21 protein-coding genes are annotated in these 14,588 nt (G+C 58.0%); 2 read left to right on the forward strand and 19 right to left on the reverse strand.

What is annotated here, in order from left to right; all coding sequences use genetic code 11:
* Positions 1-29 precede the first annotated feature (29 nt).
* On the forward strand, positions 30-602 hold the full coding sequence (locus tag NVV93_RS17295) for a membrane integrity-associated transporter subunit PqiC (RefSeq protein ID WP_258251870.1): 573 nt from the start codon (positions 30-32) through the stop codon (positions 600-602).
* A gap of 108 nt (positions 603-710) precedes the next feature.
* Here the strand turns inward: NVV93_RS17295 and NVV93_RS17300 are convergent, their stop codons facing one another.
* A complete protein-coding gene (locus NVV93_RS17300) occupies positions 711-1,211 on the reverse strand; it encodes a single-stranded DNA-binding protein (RefSeq protein WP_258251871.1) in 501 nt (166 codons plus the stop codon).
* A gap of 9 nt (positions 1,212-1,220) precedes the next feature.
* Positions 1,221-2,615: an MFS transporter gene (locus NVV93_RS17305; protein ID WP_258251872.1), complete on the reverse strand. Its 1,395-nt coding sequence runs from the start codon at positions 2,613-2,615 to the stop codon at positions 1,221-1,223.
* Between the two features lie 132 nt (positions 2,616-2,747).
* Between NVV93_RS17305 and uvrA the strand changes: the two genes are divergently transcribed.
* Positions 2,748-5,582, forward strand: a complete 2,835-nt coding sequence (gene uvrA, locus NVV93_RS17310; protein ID WP_258251873.1) for an excinuclease ABC subunit UvrA — start codon at positions 2,748-2,750, stop codon at positions 5,580-5,582.
* 63 nt (positions 5,583-5,645) lie between these two features.
* Here the strand turns inward: uvrA and bfr are convergent, their stop codons facing one another.
* The 17 genes from bfr to rplX all read right to left on the reverse strand — a co-directional run bounded on the left by bfr (position 5,646) and on the right by rplX (position 14,577).
* Positions 5,646-6,110, reverse strand: a complete 465-nt coding sequence (gene bfr / locus NVV93_RS17315; protein WP_258251874.1) for a bacterioferritin — start codon at positions 6,108-6,110, stop codon at positions 5,646-5,648.
* A gap of 207 nt (positions 6,111-6,317) precedes the next feature.
* A complete protein-coding gene (rplQ, locus tag NVV93_RS17320) occupies positions 6,318-6,704 on the reverse strand; it encodes a 50S ribosomal protein L17 (RefSeq protein ID WP_069901967.1) in 387 nt (128 codons plus the stop codon).
* Positions 6,705-6,746: 42 nt separating this feature from the next.
* Complete coding sequence (locus NVV93_RS17325) at positions 6,747-7,748, reverse strand: DNA-directed RNA polymerase subunit alpha (protein ID WP_258251875.1); 1,002 nt, start codon at positions 7,746-7,748, stop codon at positions 6,747-6,749.
* Between the two features lie 22 nt (positions 7,749-7,770).
* Entirely contained in the window at positions 7,771-8,391 is a 621-nt protein-coding gene (gene rpsD / locus NVV93_RS17330; RefSeq protein WP_258251876.1) for a 30S ribosomal protein S4, read from the reverse strand.
* 17 nt (positions 8,392-8,408) lie between these two features.
* Positions 8,409-8,798, reverse strand: coding sequence for a 30S ribosomal protein S11 (gene rpsK / locus NVV93_RS17335; RefSeq protein ID WP_039806105.1), 390 nt, complete (start codon positions 8,796-8,798; stop codon positions 8,409-8,411).
* A 30-nt stretch (positions 8,799-8,828) separates the two neighbouring features.
* On the reverse strand, positions 8,829-9,185 hold the full coding sequence (gene rpsM / locus NVV93_RS17340; protein ID WP_258251877.1) for a 30S ribosomal protein S13: 357 nt from the start codon (positions 9,183-9,185) through the stop codon (positions 8,829-8,831).
* 131 nt (positions 9,186-9,316) lie between these two features.
* Positions 9,317-9,433, reverse strand: a complete 117-nt coding sequence (gene rpmJ, locus NVV93_RS17345) for a 50S ribosomal protein L36 (RefSeq protein ID WP_002555468.1) — start codon at positions 9,431-9,433, stop codon at positions 9,317-9,319.
* 28 nt (positions 9,434-9,461) lie between these two features.
* Positions 9,462-10,790, reverse strand: a complete 1,329-nt coding sequence (gene secY / locus NVV93_RS17350; RefSeq protein WP_258251880.1) for a preprotein translocase subunit SecY — start codon at positions 10,788-10,790, stop codon at positions 9,462-9,464.
* Positions 10,791-11,225 (reverse strand): 50S ribosomal protein L15, encoded by a 435-nt coding sequence (gene rplO / locus NVV93_RS17355; RefSeq protein WP_258251881.1) that lies wholly within the window; start codon positions 11,223-11,225, stop codon positions 10,791-10,793. It lies immediately after the preceding gene.
* Positions 11,226-11,228: 3 nt separating this feature from the next.
* Complete coding sequence (rpmD, locus tag NVV93_RS17360) at positions 11,229-11,411, reverse strand: 50S ribosomal protein L30 (RefSeq protein WP_119892026.1); 183 nt, start codon at positions 11,409-11,411, stop codon at positions 11,229-11,231.
* Between the two features lie 2 nt (positions 11,412-11,413).
* Positions 11,414-11,914 (reverse strand): 30S ribosomal protein S5, encoded by a 501-nt coding sequence (gene rpsE, locus NVV93_RS17365; RefSeq protein ID WP_258251882.1) that lies wholly within the window; start codon positions 11,912-11,914, stop codon positions 11,414-11,416.
* Between the two features lie 3 nt (positions 11,915-11,917).
* Positions 11,918-12,268, reverse strand: coding sequence for a 50S ribosomal protein L18 (gene rplR / locus NVV93_RS17370; protein ID WP_258251883.1), 351 nt, complete (start codon positions 12,266-12,268; stop codon positions 11,918-11,920).
* A gap of 10 nt (positions 12,269-12,278) precedes the next feature.
* A complete protein-coding gene (gene rplF / locus NVV93_RS17375; protein WP_258251884.1) occupies positions 12,279-12,812 on the reverse strand; it encodes a 50S ribosomal protein L6 in 534 nt (177 codons plus the stop codon).
* Positions 12,813-12,824: 12 nt separating this feature from the next.
* Positions 12,825-13,217, reverse strand: a complete 393-nt coding sequence (gene rpsH / locus NVV93_RS17380) for a 30S ribosomal protein S8 (RefSeq protein WP_258251885.1) — start codon at positions 13,215-13,217, stop codon at positions 12,825-12,827.
* Positions 13,218-13,384: 167 nt separating this feature from the next.
* Positions 13,385-13,690 (reverse strand): 30S ribosomal protein S14, encoded by a 306-nt coding sequence (gene rpsN, locus NVV93_RS17385; protein WP_258251886.1) that lies wholly within the window; start codon positions 13,688-13,690, stop codon positions 13,385-13,387.
* Between the two features lie 13 nt (positions 13,691-13,703).
* Complete coding sequence (gene rplE, locus NVV93_RS17390) at positions 13,704-14,243, reverse strand: 50S ribosomal protein L5 (RefSeq protein WP_258251887.1); 540 nt, start codon at positions 14,241-14,243, stop codon at positions 13,704-13,706.
* 19 nt (positions 14,244-14,262) lie between these two features.
* The gene (gene rplX / locus NVV93_RS17395) at positions 14,263-14,577 is read right to left on the reverse strand and encodes a 50S ribosomal protein L24 (protein ID WP_258251888.1); all 315 of its coding nucleotides are present in this window, start codon (positions 14,575-14,577) and stop codon (positions 14,263-14,265) included.
* Positions 14,578-14,588 lie beyond the last annotated feature (11 nt).

The following is a 14,588-nucleotide window of genomic DNA, read 5'->3' on the forward strand; positions in this document are numbered from 1 at the left end:
TCGCGGACTGATTACAGGAGTAATCCGCTATGCCTTTGACGTTGAAAATGTTGTTGATCGGGCTCTTCGTCCTGCTTGGCGCGTGCAGCAGCGCGCCGATCAACTACCACACGCTAACCCCGGCGCAACCAGCCAGTACCGCACGCGGCCCAGCGGGGGTGGAGATTCTCCTGGAGCGGGTGACGGTGCCAGCGCAGGTCGATCGCTCGCAAATCGTTATTCGCGAGGGCAATAGCGGCCTGGTCATTCTGGAAACCGAATGGTGGGGCGCCAGCCTCTCCGAGGAGATCCAGACTGCGCTCATCGATCAGTTGAATGCCCGCCCCTCGTCATCCGCGGCTGCACCGCAAAAAACTGTCTTACGCGTGGATTTCCAACGTTTCGACTCGATACCGGGGCAATACGCACTGCTCGATGCGAAATGGCGGCTGAGGAATTCCGCCGCCAGCACAACCGCCGGGCAAACCGCCTGCCGGACGATCGTGCAGACCCCCGCCGGCACCTCCATCGATGAGCTGGTGGCGGCCCATCAGGTGAATCTGCAGAAGCTCGCCGCGGCGATCGTCAGCACCAGCCAGGGTGGGCGCTGCCCAGCGCAATGAGCGACGGAACGCTAGCGGCACCATGTGCCTCTGGCATTTTCCGGCGGCCATGAAAAAGGCCCTGTCTTCGGCATGAAGACAGGGCCTTGTCCTAATTCAACTCACTGCTCAGAACGGAATGTCGTCGTCGAAGCTGTCGTAGTCAGGCGCTGGCTGCGCGGCCGGTTGTTGCTGCGGCGCCGGGCGCGACTCGCGAGGAGCCTGCTGCTCACGCTGCGGCTGTGGACGCTGTTGACGCGGCGCGGAATCACCGCCGGCATTGTCAGGACGGCCACCGAGCAACTGCATGGTGCCGTTGATGTCGACGACGATTTCCGTGGTGTAGCGCTTCACACCATCTTTTTCCCACTCGCGGGTCTGCAGCTTGCCTTCGATGTAGACCTGGGAACCCTTGCGCAGGTATTCGCCGGCGATTTCCGCGACCTTGCCGAACAGTGCCACACGGTGCCATTCGGTCTTTTCGACTTTCTGTCCGCTTTGCTTGTCGGTCCACTGCTCGCTGGTGGCCAGGCTCAGGTTGGTGACGGCGTTGCCATTAGGCATGTAACGCGTTTCCGGATCCTGGCCGCAGGTACCGACCAAGATGACTTTGTTAACCCCACGGGCCATAACGTTCTCCTAGGCTTCAGCACATTCCGGCGCCGCATTGATCAGGCGCTCGAGGGATGTGCGGTCCAATTGTTCAGAATCCACTTTGATATACAGGGCGGCCTCTTCGACCACCACCACGGCATCCGTAACCCCGTCCACCGCCAGTAAACGCTCGATCAGGCCGGCATCGCGAACTGCTACAGGCGACAGCGGCAAGCGCAAACTCGTGACATACGGTGGTTCGCGCATAGTAACAGCAAAGGCTAGCCAGATCGCACATAGCGCGGCACAGCCCAAGAACACCACGCCCAGGCCGCCGTGCTGGAATAGCCAGCCGCCGAGAATCCCGCCCGCTGCAGCACCGAGAAACTGACTGGTGGAATACACGCCCATCGCCGTGCCTTTGCCACCCGCCGGCGAAACCTTGCTGATCAACGAGGGCAGCGATGCCTCGAGCAGGTTGAATGCGGTAAAGAACGCCACGGTGCCCAATACCAAGGCGCGCAAGCTGGTGCCGAAGCGCCAGAAGAACAGTTCGCAGAGCATCAACACCGCGACCGCACCGAACAGAACGCGTTTCATCTGGCGCTTTTTTTCGCCGTAGATGATGAACGGAATCATGCCGAAGAAGCCGACCAGCAAGGCGGTCAGGTACACCCACCAATGCTCTTCCTTGGGCAGTCCGCCGTTCTCGACCAGGCTCAGTGGCAAGGCGATGAAACTGGCCATGAGAATCGCGTGCAGCACGAAAATGCCCAGATCCAGGCGCAGCAGATCCGGATGGCGCAGCGTCGCAGCGAATGCCTCACGCGCCACGCCGGACTCGCGGTGCTGCAGCGGCCCGGCACTCCGCGGAACCATCAGCGCGACAATCGCAATCCCTACCAGCGCCATGCCCGCCGTCACCCAGAACAAACCGGACAGGCCGAACGCGCGGGTTAGCAGCGGGCCGGTGACCATCGCCACGGCGAACGACACGCCAATGCTCATGCCGATCATGGCCATTGCCTTGGTGCGGTGCTGCTCGCGGGTCAGGTCCGACAACAAGGCCATCACTGCCGCCGAGATCGCCCCGGCGCCCTGCAGGATACGCCCGGCAATCACCCCCCAGATCGAGTCGGCATTGGCCGCCAGCACGGCGCCGGCGGCGAAGATCAGCAGTCCGACGTAGATCACCGGGCGCCGGCCGATACGGTCGGACAACATGCCGAAGGGAATCTGCAGCACTGCTTGGGTCAGCCCATAGGCGCCGATGGCCAGGCCGATCAGCGCCGGCGTGGCGCCCGCCAGGTCCATGCCATAGGTGGCCAGGACCGGGAGAACCATGAACATGCCCAGCATGCGGAACGCGAATACCAGCGCCAGGCCACTGGCCGCGCGGGTTTCGCCACCACTCATGCGTTCGCTGTGCAGATCGTGCATTACGGATGTCCTATTCAAATCAGCCGGCGATTCTACCAGCCCTGCCCCGCTCCAGCACCCCGCGATGCTTTGCCGCTGGCTCGGCGGCGGCCGTATACTTACCGGTTTCCGCCCGCCACCTGCGAGGCCGCTGTGGACAAGATTCTAATTCGTGGTGCACGTACCCATAACCTGAAGAACATCGACCTGACCCTGCCGCGCGACAAGCTGATCGTGATCACCGGCCTGTCCGGCTCCGGCAAGTCATCGCTGGCCTTCGATACGCTCTACGCCGAGGGTCAGCGCCGTTATGTGGAATCGCTGTCGGCCTACGCCCGGCAATTTCTGTCGATGATGGAGAAGCCCGATGTCGACACCATCGAAGGCCTTTCCCCAGCAATTTCCATCGAGCAGAAATCCACTTCGCACAACCCGCGCTCGACGGTCGGCACCATCACCGAAATCTACGACTACCTGCGCCTGCTCTATGCCCGCGTCGGTACGCCGCGCTGCCCGGACCACGATGTACCGCTGGAGGCGCAGACCGTCAGCCAGATGGTCGACCAGGTGCTGGCCCTGCCCGAAGGCCGCAAGCTGATGTTGTTGGCGCCGGTGATTCGCGAGCGCAAGGGCGAGCATTTATCGGTGTTCGAAGAATTGCGCGCCCAAGGCTTCGTCCGCGCGCGGATCAACGGCAGGCTCTACGAACTGGACGAGCTGCCCAAGCTGGATAAACAGAAAAAGCATTCGATCGATGTGGTGGTCGACCGCTTCAAGGTTCGCGAGGATCTGCAGCAGCGTCTCGCCGAGTCCTTCGAAACCGCGCTGGGTCTGGCCGACGGCATCGCGCTGGTTGCACCGATGGACGACGAGGAAGGCGACGAGCTGATCTTTTCCGCGCGCTTCGCCTGCCCGATCTGCGGCCATGCGATCAGCGAGCTGGAGCCCAAGCTGTTCTCCTTCAACAACCCAGCGGGCGCTTGTCCGACCTGCGACGGCCTCGGCGTAAAACAATTTTTCGATGGCAGACGCCTGGTCAACGGCGAATTGACCTTGGCCGAAGGTGCAATTCGCGGCTGGGATCGACGCAACGTCTATTACTTCCAGATGCTCGGCTCGCTGGCCAGTCACTATGGCTTCAGCCTGGAAATTCCCTTCGACGAGCTCCCTGCGGATCAGCAGAAAGCCGTGCTATATGGCAGCGGCAAGGAAAGCGTCGACTTCCGTTATCTGAATGATCGCGGCGACATCGTCAAACGTGCGCACCCGTTCGAGGGCATCATTCCCAATCTCGAGCGCCGCTACCGCGAGACCGAGTCGGCCACCGTCCGCGAAGAATTGGCCAAGTTTCTCAGCACCCAGCCCTGCCCGGATTGCCTGGGCACCCGTCTGCGCCGGGAAGCGCGCCATGTGTGGGTGGGCGAGAAGACCCTGCCGGCGGTCACCGGCCTGCCGATCGGCACCGCCTGCGAGTATTTCGGCGAGCTCAGCCTGACCGGTCGACGTGGCGAGATCGCGGTGAAGATCCTCAAGGAAATCCGCGAGCGCCTGCAGTTCCTGGTCAACGTCGGCCTCGACTACCTGACCCTCGACCGCAGCGCCGATACCCTGTCCGGCGGCGAGGCGCAGCGCATCCGCCTAGCCAGCCAGATCGGCGCCGGCCTGGTGGGGGTGATGTACATCCTCGATGAACCATCGATCGGCCTGCACCAACGCGACAACGAACGCCTGCTCGGCACCCTCAACCACCTGCGCGACCTCGGCAACACGGTAATTGTGGTCGAGCACGACGAGGACGCCATCCGCATGGCCGACTACGTGGTCGACATCGGCCCCGGCGCCGGCGTGCACGGCGGCCGCATCGTCGCCGAGGGTACGCCGGCGCAAGTCATGGCCCACCCCGACTCGCTGACCGGCAAATATCTCTCCGGCCGCGAGAAGATCCGTTACCCGGCAGAGCGCACGCCGCGTGACAAGAAAAAGCTGCTCAAACTCAAGGGGGCGCGCGGCAATAATCTGCTGCACGTCAACCTGGAGATTCCGGTCGGCTTGCTCACTTGTGTCACCGGCGTGTCCGGCTCGGGTAAGTCGACGCTGATCAACAACACCCTGTTTCCCATCACCGCCACCGCCCTGAACGGCGCCACCACCCTGGAAGCCGCCGCCCATGAGTCATTCGACGGCCTGCAGCATCTCGACAAGGTGGTCGACATCGATCAGAGCCCGATCGGCCGCACGCCACGCTCCAATCCCGCGACTTATACCGGCCTATTTACGCCAATCCGCGAGCTTTTTTCAGGGGTGCCGGAAGCGCGCTCACGTGGCTATGGTCCGGGACGGTTCTCCTTCAACGTCAAGGGTGGACGCTGCGAGGCGTGCCAGGGCGATGGCCTGATCAAGGTTGAAATGCACTTCCTGCCGGACATCTATGTGCCCTGTGATGTGTGCAAGAGCAAGCGCTACAACCGCGAAACCCTGGAGATCAAGTACAAGGGCAAGAGCATCCACGAGGTACTGGAGATGACCATCGAGGAGGCCCGCGTGTTCTTCGACGCGGTTCCGGCCATCGCCCGCAAGCTGCAGACGCTGATGGATGTGGGGCTGTCCTATATCAAGCTCGGCCAGAGCGCGACGACCTTGTCCGGCGGCGAGGCGCAACGGGTCAAGCTGTCACGCGAGCTGTCCAAACGCGACACCGGCAAGACCCTGTACATTCTCGACGAGCCAACCACCGGGCTGCACTTCGCCGACATCCAGCAGCTGCTCGATGTGCTACACCGCCTGCGCGACCACGGCAATACCGTGGTGGTGATCGAGCACAACCTCGATGTGATCAAGACAGCCGATTGGCTGGTCGACCTCGGCCCAGAAGGTGGCTCGAAGGGTGGCCAGATTATCGCCACTGGCACACCGGAAGAGGTCGCCGAAATGCCGCAATCGCATACTGGCTACTTCCTCAAGCCCTTGCTTGAGCGTGATCGCGCCTGACCCGCAATAAAAAAGCCCCGGGCACATGATGCCGGGGCTGTACAGGGTTCGGCAGACGCGCCGTCAGAATTGCGACTGTAGATAATTCTCCAAGCCAATCGACTTGATCAGGCCCAATTGCTGCTCCAGCCAATAGGCATGATCTTCTTCGGTATCCGCCAGCTGCAGCTTGAGGATGTCGCGACTGACGAAATCTTTGTGCTGCTCGCACAACTCAATGCCCTTGCACAGGGCGGCACGCACCTTGTATTCGAGACGTAAATCGCTCTCCAACATTTGCGGCACCGTCTGACCGACATCCAGATCATCGGCACGCATACGTGGCGTACCTTCAAGCATGAGAATCCGCCGCATCAGCGCATCCGCATGCTGGGCTTCCTCTTCCATTTCATGATTGAGGCGCGCGTAGATTTTGCTCAAACCCCAATCCTCGTACATCCGCGAGTGAATGAAGTACTGATCACGTGCCGCCAGCTCGCCGGTCAATAGCGTGTTGAGATAGTCGATAACTTCCGGATGCCCCTTCACGGCAATGCTCCTGCTGAAAAAGAACAATTGATTGATGCACCATGGCAGCTCGCTTCGCCGCTGGCAAATCACCACTCACAGTAAAAAACCGCTTTGGCTAGAGTCTTAAAGCCCCCGATCATCAAGCCTCAGCGCACCGCAAGTGATCAGACAAACCACGCAGGCATAAAAAAACCGGGCAAAGCCCGGTTTTTTTAACGATCTCGATTACTCAGCTGCTTCTACCGAGCCGCCGACCGGACGGTCGACCAGCTCAACATAAGCCATCGGAGCATTGTCGCCAGCGCGAAAACCGCACTTGAGAATACGCAGATAGCCACCCTGGCGGGTTGCATAGCGCTTGCCCAGATCGTTGAACAGCTTACCCACGATGGCTTTCGAACGAGTACGGTCGAAGGCCAGACGGCGGTTAGCAACACTGTCTTCCTTGGCCAAAGTGATCAGCGGCTCGGCAACGCGACGCAGCTCTTTGGCTTTCGGCAGAGTAGTTTTGATCAGCTCATGCTCGAACAGCGAAACCGCCATGTTTTGGAACATGGCCTTACGGTGTGCGCTGGTGCGGCTGAGATGACGACCACTTTTACGATGACGCATGGTTCAATTCCTTACCAAACTCACGTTCGGTGATTACGACGGTTAGGCCGTAGCCTTATCATCTTTCTTAAGACTTGCCGGCGGCCAGTTGTCGAGACGCATACCGAGAGACAGGCCGCGGGAGGCCAGTACGTCTTTGATCTCGGTGAGCGACTTCTTGCCAAGGTTCGGAGTTTTCAACAGTTCCACTTCGGTACGCTGAATCAGGTCACCGATGTAGTAAATGTTCTCCGCCTTGAGGCAGTTGGCCGAACGAACGGTCAATTCAAGATCGTCAACCGGGCGCAGCAGGATCGGATCGATCTCGTCTTCCTGCTCAACCACGACTGGTTCGCTGTCGCCTTTGAGGTCGACGAACGCGGCCAACTGCTGTTGCAGAATGGTCGCAGCACGACGAATAGCCTCTTCCGGATCCAGAGTACCGTTGGTTTCCAGGTCAATGACCAGTTTGTCCAAGTTGGTACGCTGCTCGACGCGGGCGTTCTCTACCACATAAGCCACACGACGGACCGGGCTGAACGAGGAGTCCAGTTGCAGACGGCCGATGCTTCGGCTTTCGTCTTCATCGCTCTGACGGGAGTCAGCCGGTTCGTAGCCACGGCCACGACGTACGGTGAGCTTCATGTTCAGAGCGCCGTTGTCCGCCAAGTTGGCGATCACGTGATCACCGTTGACGATCTCGACATCATGATCCAGCTGAATATCGGCCGCTGTGACCACACCCGAGCCCTTTTTGGACAGGTTCAGGGTGACCTCGTCACGACCGTGCAGCTTGATGGCAAGACCTTTCAGGTTCAGCAGGATTTCAATGACATCTTCCTGCACACCTTCGATCGCGCTGTACTCATGGAGCACACCGTCAATCTCGGCCTCGACTACTGCACAGCCAGGCATGGAGGACAACAGGATGCGACGCAGCGCATTGCCCAGGGTATGGCCGAAACCACGCTCGAGAGGCTCGAGAGTAATTTTGGCGCGGGTCGAACTGACCGCCTGCACATCGATATGGCGGGGGGTCAGGAACTCATTTACCGAAATCTGCATGGATGCACCTATTTTCTAGCCCTTACTTGGAGTAGAGCTCGACAATCAGGCTTTCGTTGATGTCGGCGGACAGATCGCTGCGAGCCGGGACGTTCTTAAACACACCGGTTTTTTTCTCGAAGTCAACGTCCACCCACTCAACGCGGCCGCGCTGAGAGCACAGCTCGAGAGCCTGCGCGATACGCAGTTGGTTCTTCGCCTTCTCGCGAACGGCAACCACATCCCCAGCTTTAACCTGGTAGGACGGCACGTTTACGGTCGAACCGTTTACTGTGATCGCTTTGTGCGATACCAGCTGGCGAGATTCGGCACGAGTAGCGCCAAAGCCCATGCGATAAATTACGTTATCCAGACGGCACTCGAGCAGCTGCAGCAGGTTCTCGCCGGTAGCGCCTTTACGCTTGGCTGCTTCCTTGTAGTAACCGCTGAACTGGCGTTCGAGAACACCGTAGATGCGACGGACTTTTTGCTTCTCGCGCAGCTGGGTACCGTAGTCGGATTGACGACCACGACGCTGACCATGAATGCCAGGAGCTGCTTCGATGTTGCACTTAGATTCGAGCGCGCGCACACCACTCTTCAGGAAGAGATCGGTGCCTTCACGACGAGACAGTTTGCACTTGGGACCAATGTAACGAGCCATTTCTCACTGTCTCCTGTTTACACGCGACGCTTCTTCGGCGGACGGCACCCGTTATGCGGGATAGGCGTCACGTCGGTGATGCTGGCGATTTTATAGCCGCAGGCGTTCAACGCGCGCACAGCGGATTCACGACCAGGGCCTGGACCCTTTACGTTCACGTCTAGGTTCTTCAGGCCGTATTCAAGCGCGGCCTGACCAGCGCGCTCAGCTGCAACTTGCGCAGCAAAAGGCGTGCTTTTACGAGAACCACGGAAGCCAGAACCACCGGAGGTAGCCCAGGACAGGGCATTACCCTGACGATCAGTGATGGTCACAATGGTGTTGTTAAAAGACGCGTGGATGTGGGCGATGCCATCAACCACTGTCTTTTTGATTTTCTTACGAGGACGAGCAGCAGGTTTTGCCATGACTAGATTCCTGTCGATTCGCGAATGCGATTACTTGCGGATCGGCTTACGCGGCCCCTTACGGGTACGGGCATTGGTCTTGGTACGCTGACCGCGGACCGGAAGGCCGCGACGATGACGCAGGCCGCGATAGCAACCCAGGTCCATCAAGCGCTTGATTTTCATGTTGATTTCGCGACGGAGGTCACCCTCGGTGGTGAATTTCGCCACCTCGCCACGCAACAGTTCAATCTGCTCATCGCTCAGATCTTTGATCTTTACCGCCGGGTTAACCCCGGTGGTCGCGCAAATATTTTGCGCGGTGGTGCGACCAACACCGTAGATGTAGGTCAGCGAGATAACAGTATGCTTGTTATCTGGAATGTTTACGCCTGCAATACGGGCCATTCAGTGGGACTCCAATTGACAGCTACCTACGCCCCGGAAGCCAAGAAAAGGGCGCGAGATATTAACGCTGTAAAAACAAATAATCAACCCGACAGCGCACTAGCTGCCGGGCTTATAGCACTAACGCCCAATCAGCCTTGGCGCTGCTTGTGACGCGGCTCCGCGCTGCAGATCACTCGAACAACGCCTTCACGGCGAATGATCTTGCAGTTACGGCACAGCTTCTTAACCGATGCACGAACTTTCATTTCGAACTCCTATAACCTTACGGGCTTACTAGCGCAGCATGCCGCCGCCATAACCCTTCAGGTTGGCCTTCTTCATCAGGGACTCGTACTGATGGGAAACGAGGTGTGATTGTACTTGCGACATAAAGTCCATCACGACCACGACCACGATCAACAACGACGTCCCGCCAAGGTAGAACGGTACATTTGCAGCCACCACAAGAAACTGTGGCAACAAGCAAACTGCCGTCATATACAGAGCACCGAACAGAGTCAAACGAGTCAACACGCCATCGATATAGCGCGCAGACTGTTCGCCTGGACGGATACCCGGAATGAAAGCACCGGACTTCTTCAGGTTTTCCGCAACATCTTTCGGGTTAAACATCAACGCCGTATAGAAGAAGCAGAAGAACACGATCCCTGCACTAAACAGCAAAATGTTCAGCGGCTGACCTGGCGCAATCGCCTGCGATACGTCTTGCAACCAGCTAAGCCCAGCGGATTGGCCAAACCAGGTGCCCAACGACGCTGGAAATAACAACAGGCTGCTAGCAAAGATCGCCGGGATAACACCCGCCATATTGACCTTCAACGGCAAGTGGCTCGTCTGCGCAGCAAAGACCTTTCGTCCCTGCTGACGTTTGGCGTAGTGCACCGCAATGCGACGCTGGCCACGCTCGATGAACACCACAAAACCGATGATTGCCACCGCTAACAAGCCGATTGCGACCAAGGCAAAAATATTGATATCACCCTGACGCGCCGACTCGAAGGACTGCCCAATCGCTTGCGGCAAACCCGCAACGATCCCTGCGAAAATCAGCATCGAAATGCCGTTACCGACACCCCGCTCAGTGATTTGCTCACCAAGCCACATCATGAACATTGCACCCGCCACGAAGGTGGTGACAGCCACGAAGTGGAAACCAAAATCCGCCGAAAACGCGACACCTTGACCTGCCAGGCCAACAGACATGCCAGTCGCCTGAACCAGCGCGAGAATCAAGGTACCGTAGCGTGTGTATTGGCTGATCTTACGACGACCAGCCTCACCTTCCTTCTTCAACTGCTCGAGCTGCGGGCTGACTGCGGTCATGAGCTGCATGATGATCGAAGCCGAAATGTACGGCATGATCCCCAATGCAAAAATGCTCATCCGCTCCAGCGCACCGCCAGAAAACATGTTGAACAGGCTAAGAATAGTCCCCTCATTCTGCCGGAACAGGTCAGCCAGCCGTTCTGGGTTGATCCCCGGAACCGGAATGTGCGCCCCTATCCGATAGACGATGATCGCCATAAGAAGGAAGCGCAGCCGAGCCCAAAGTTCGGACAACCCACCATTGCTGAGCGCTGAGAGAGCACCTTGCTTAGCCATTTATTCCTCGAACTTACCGCCAACTGCTTCGATAGCCGCCCGCGCACCCTTGGTGGCAGCGATACCTTTAAGGGTGACAGCACGAGTAACCTCACCGGACAGCATCACTTTAACGCGCTGTACGTGTTGGTTAATCAGGTTGGCATCCTTCAGCGCTTGCAGAGTAACGATGTCGCCTTGCACCTTGTTCAGCTCGGAGGTACGCACTTCCGCACGATCCATAGCCTTCAAAGATACGAAGCCGAACTTCGGCAGGCGACGATGCAGCGGCTGCTGGCCACCCTCGAAGCCGGGAGCAATGGTACCGCCGGAACGGGAGGTTTGACCCTTGTGGCCACGGCCACCAGTCTTACCCAACCCGCTACCGATACCACGACCGGGACGGTGCTTTTCGCGACGGGCACCCGGCGCGGAACGCAGATCGTTCAATTGCATGTCTTAACCCTCCACACGCAGAAGGTAATAGGCCTTGTTGATCATGCCGCGATTCTCTGGTGTATCCAGAACCTCAACGGTATGACCGATACGACGCAGGCCGAGACCTTTGACGCAAGCCTTATGATTAGCCAGTCGGCCGCTCACGCTTTTTACCAGCGTGACTTTGACAGTTGCATTAGCCATGGTTAGAGAATCTCCTCGATGCTCTTGCCACGCTTGGCAGCTACCGACTCAGGCGACTGCATGGCTTTCAACCCTTTGAAAGTGGCGTGAACCACGTTCACCGGATTGGTGGAGCCATAGCATTTAGCCAAAACGTTTTGCACACCAGCAACCTCGAGAACAGCGCGCATAGCGCCGCCAGCGATGATACCGGTACCTTCAGAAGCAGGCTGCATGAACACCTTGGAGGCACCATGAGCAGACTTCATTGCGTACTGCAAGGTTGTGCCGTTCAGGTCAACTTGGATCATGTTGCGACGAGCCGCTTCCATAGCCTTCTGGATGGCAGCAGGCACTTCGCGCGACTTGCCGCGCCCGAAACCAACGCGGCCCTTGCCGTCACCAACCACGGTCAGCGCCGTAAAGGTGAAAATACGGCCACCCTTAACGGTTTTGGCAACGCGGTTAACCTGTACCAGCTTCTCGATGTAGCCTTCGTCGCGCTTTTGGTCGTTATTTGCCATAACTTAGAACTCCAGCCCGCCTTCACGAGCAGCATCAGCCAGCGCTTTAACGCGGCCGTGGTACTTGAAGCCAGAACGGTCGAATGCCACCTGGGTTACGCCAGCCGCCTTCGCGCGCTCAGCCACCAGCTGACCTACTTTCTTTGCAGCGTCGATATTGCCAGTAGCGCCATCACGCAGCTCTCCGTCCAATGTCGAGGCGCTGGCCAGGACCTTGGCGCCGTCGGCCGAAATGACCTGGGCGTAGATGTGCTGGGAAGAGCGGTACACGCAGAGGCGTACCGCCTCCAGCTCGCGCATCTTCAGGCGTGCCTTGCGAGCGCGACGCAGACGAGTTTCTTTCTTTACGCTCATTTGCTATGCCCTACTTCTTCTTAGCTTCTTTACGACGGACGACTTCGTCAGCGTAACGCACGCCTTTGCCTTTATACGGCTCAGGACGACGGAAGTCGCGAATCTCCGCAGCCACCTGACCAACCAGCTGCTTGTCGATACCTTTAATCAAGATATCTGTCTGGCTAGGCGTTTCAGCGGTGATGCCTTGCGGCAGTTCGTAGTCAACCGGGTGCGAGAAACCAAGAGCGAGGTTGAGAACTTGCCCTTTAGCCTGAGCCTTGTAGCCCACGCCAACGAGCTGCAACTTACGCTCAAAGCCTTGGCTTACGCCAATCACCATGTTATTGACCAGCGCCCGAGTAGTACCAGCCATGGCCCGGTTTTGCTGATCGCCATTGCGCGCAGCAAAACGCAACTCACCTGCTTCCTGGATCACTTCTACGGACGAATGTACATTCAGCTCTAGAACGCCTTTGGCGCCCTGTACCGAGAGCTGCTGGCCGGCCAGCTTAACTTCAACACCGGCAGGCAGCTTTACGGGGTTCTTAGCAACGCGAGACATGCTTATCCCCCCTTAGAACACTGTGCAAAGCACTTCGCCACCGACACCGGCAGCGCGCGCAGCACGATCCGTCATCACACCTTTGTTGGTGGAGACGATGGACACACCGAGACCGCCGCGAACTTTCGGCAGCTGATCAACGGCTTTGTACTGACGCAGACCTGGACGGCTAACGCGCTTCAGCTCTTCGATGACCGGGCGGCCCTCAAAATACTTGAGCTCGATAGACAGCAGCGGTTTCGCTTCAGTCGTGGTCTGAAAACCCGCAATGTAGCCTTCGTCCTTGAGGACCTTGGCTACAGCCACCTTCAACTTGGAAGAGGGCATGCTTACAACGGACTTTTCAGCCATCTGGGCATTACGGATACGAGTTAGCATGTCCGCTAACGGGTCCTGCATACTCATGGGCTAGATGCTCCTAAACAAAAAATGGCCTAACGGCCTGATACCAACCAAGTCCAAACCCGGACTCAGAAGAGCCGGTCATTCTATAGACAGGCCAGAAACGAATCAAGCCCCAAAGGGGCTTGATTCGTAGCCAGAAGCGGCAACCGAGGTTACCGCTACGGACTTTACCAGCTAGCTTTCACCAAGCCCGGCACGTCACCGCGCATGGCGGCCTCGCGCAGCTTGTTACGGCCGAGACCGAATTTGCGATATACACCGTGCGGACGACCGGTGATACGGCAACGGTTGCGCAGACGCGAGGAAGAGGCATCGCGCGGCTGCTTTTGCAGCGCGACTTGAGCTTCCCAGCGAGCTTCAGGACTGGTGTTCGGATTAACGATCAGAGCTTTGAGCTCGGCACGCTTCTTCGCGAACTTAGCCACCGTTTGCTGACGCTTCAGCTCACGGTTTTTCATGCTTAGTTTGGCCATGGTCCTACTCCAATCAGTTGCGGAACGGGAAGTTGAAGGCGCGCAGCAAAGCACGACCCTCATCATCCGTACGAGCAGTGGTGGTCAGGGTGATGTCCAGACCGCGCAGGGCATCAATCTTGTCGTAATCGATCTCCGGGAAGATGATCTGCTCTTTGACGCCCATGCTGTAGTTGCCGCGACCATCGAAGGACTTGGCATTCAGGCCACGGAAGTCACGCACCCGCGGCAGGGAGATCGCGAGCAGGCGATCCAGGAATTCATACATACGATCGCGACGCAGGGTTACCTTGACGCCAATCGGCCAGCCTTCGCGGACTTTGAAGCCTGCGATGGATTTCCGAGCGAAAGTCACAATAGGCTTCTGCCCAGTGATTTTTTCCAAGTCAGCTACCGCGTTTTCGATGATTTTCTTGTCACCGATCGCTTCGCCCAGGCCCATGTTCAGGGTGATCTTGGTAATGCGCGGAACTTCCATCACGTTCGCCAACTGAAGTTGATCCTTCAGTTTTGGCGCGATTTCTTTCCGGTAAATCTCTTTTAGTCGTGCCATGGTATCTACCTAGCAGTGCTCAAGCGTCGACCGGCTTTTGGTTCGACTTGAAGACACGAATTTTTTTGCCTTCTTCTACTTTGAAACCGACGCGGTCAGCCTTGTTGGTTTCAGCATTGAAGATGGCGACGTTAGAAGCATGCAGAGGCGCTTCTTTCTCGACGATACCGCCCTGAACGCCCGACATCGGGTTCGGCTTGGTATGACGCTTGACCAAGTTGACCCCACCAATAACCAGACGGTCATCAGCGAGCACTTTCAGCACCTTACCGCGCTTACCCTTGTCCTTGCCGGCGATCACGATGATCTCGTCGTCACGACGAATCTTTTGCATGTCGGATCTCC

Source organism: Pseudomonas sp. LS44 (genome assembly GCF_024730785.1).
Taxonomy (GTDB): Bacteria; Pseudomonadota; Gammaproteobacteria; order Pseudomonadales; family Pseudomonadaceae; genus Aquipseudomonas.

Coding starts and splice junctions, on each gene's coding strand:
- NVV93_RS17295 (WP_258251870.1), top strand. CDS start 30: ATGCCTTTGACGTTGAAAATGTTGTTGATCGGGCTCTTCGTCCTGCTT.
- NVV93_RS17300 (WP_258251871.1), bottom strand. CDS start 1,211: ATGGCCCGTGGGGTTAACAAAGTCATCTTGGTCGGTACCTGCGGCCAG.
- NVV93_RS17305 (WP_258251872.1), bottom strand. CDS start 2,615: ATGCACGATCTGCACAGCGAACGCATGAGTGGTGGCGAAACCCGCGCG.
- rplQ (WP_069901967.1), bottom strand. CDS start 6,704: ATGCGTCATCGTAAAAGTGGTCGTCATCTCAGCCGCACCAGCGCACAC.
- NVV93_RS17325 (WP_258251875.1), bottom strand. CDS start 7,748: ATGCAGATTTCGGTAAATGAGTTCCTGACCCCCCGCCATATCGATGTG.
- rpsD (WP_258251876.1), bottom strand. CDS start 8,391: ATGGCTCGTTACATTGGTCCCAAGTGCAAACTGTCTCGTCGTGAAGGC.
- rpsK (WP_039806105.1), bottom strand. CDS start 8,798: ATGGCAAAACCTGCTGCTCGTCCTCGTAAGAAAATCAAAAAGACAGTG.
- rpsM (WP_258251877.1), bottom strand. CDS start 9,185: ATGGCCCGTATTGCAGGCGTAAACATTCCAGATAACAAGCATACTGTT.
- rpmJ (WP_002555468.1), bottom strand. CDS start 9,433: ATGAAAGTTCGTGCATCGGTTAAGAAGCTGTGCCGTAACTGCAAGATC.
- secY (WP_258251880.1), bottom strand. CDS start 10,790: ATGGCTAAGCAAGGTGCTCTCTCAGCGCTCAGCAATGGTGGGTTGTCC.
- rplO (WP_258251881.1), bottom strand. CDS start 11,225: ATGCAATTGAACGATCTGCGTTCCGCGCCGGGTGCCCGTCGCGAAAAG.
- rpmD (WP_119892026.1), bottom strand. CDS start 11,411: ATGGCTAATGCAACTGTCAAAGTCACGCTGGTAAAAAGCGTGAGCGGC.
- rpsE (WP_258251882.1), bottom strand. CDS start 11,914: ATGGCAAATAACGACCAAAAGCGCGACGAAGGCTACATCGAGAAGCTG.
- rplR (WP_258251883.1), bottom strand. CDS start 12,268: ATGAGCGTAAAGAAAGAAACTCGTCTGCGTCGCGCTCGCAAGGCACGC.
- rplF (WP_258251884.1), bottom strand. CDS start 12,812: ATGTCTCGCGTTGCTAAGAACCCCGTAAAGCTGCCTGCCGGTGTTGAA.
- rpsH (WP_258251885.1), bottom strand. CDS start 13,217: ATGAGTATGCAGGACCCGTTAGCGGACATGCTAACTCGTATCCGTAAT.
- rpsN (WP_258251886.1), bottom strand. CDS start 13,690: ATGGCCAAACTAAGCATGAAAAACCGTGAGCTGAAGCGTCAGCAAACG.
- rplE (WP_258251887.1), bottom strand. CDS start 14,243: ATGGCACGACTAAAAGAGATTTACCGGAAAGAAATCGCGCCAAAACTG.
- rplX (WP_258251888.1), bottom strand. CDS start 14,577: ATGCAAAAGATTCGTCGTGACGACGAGATCATCGTGATCGCCGGCAAG.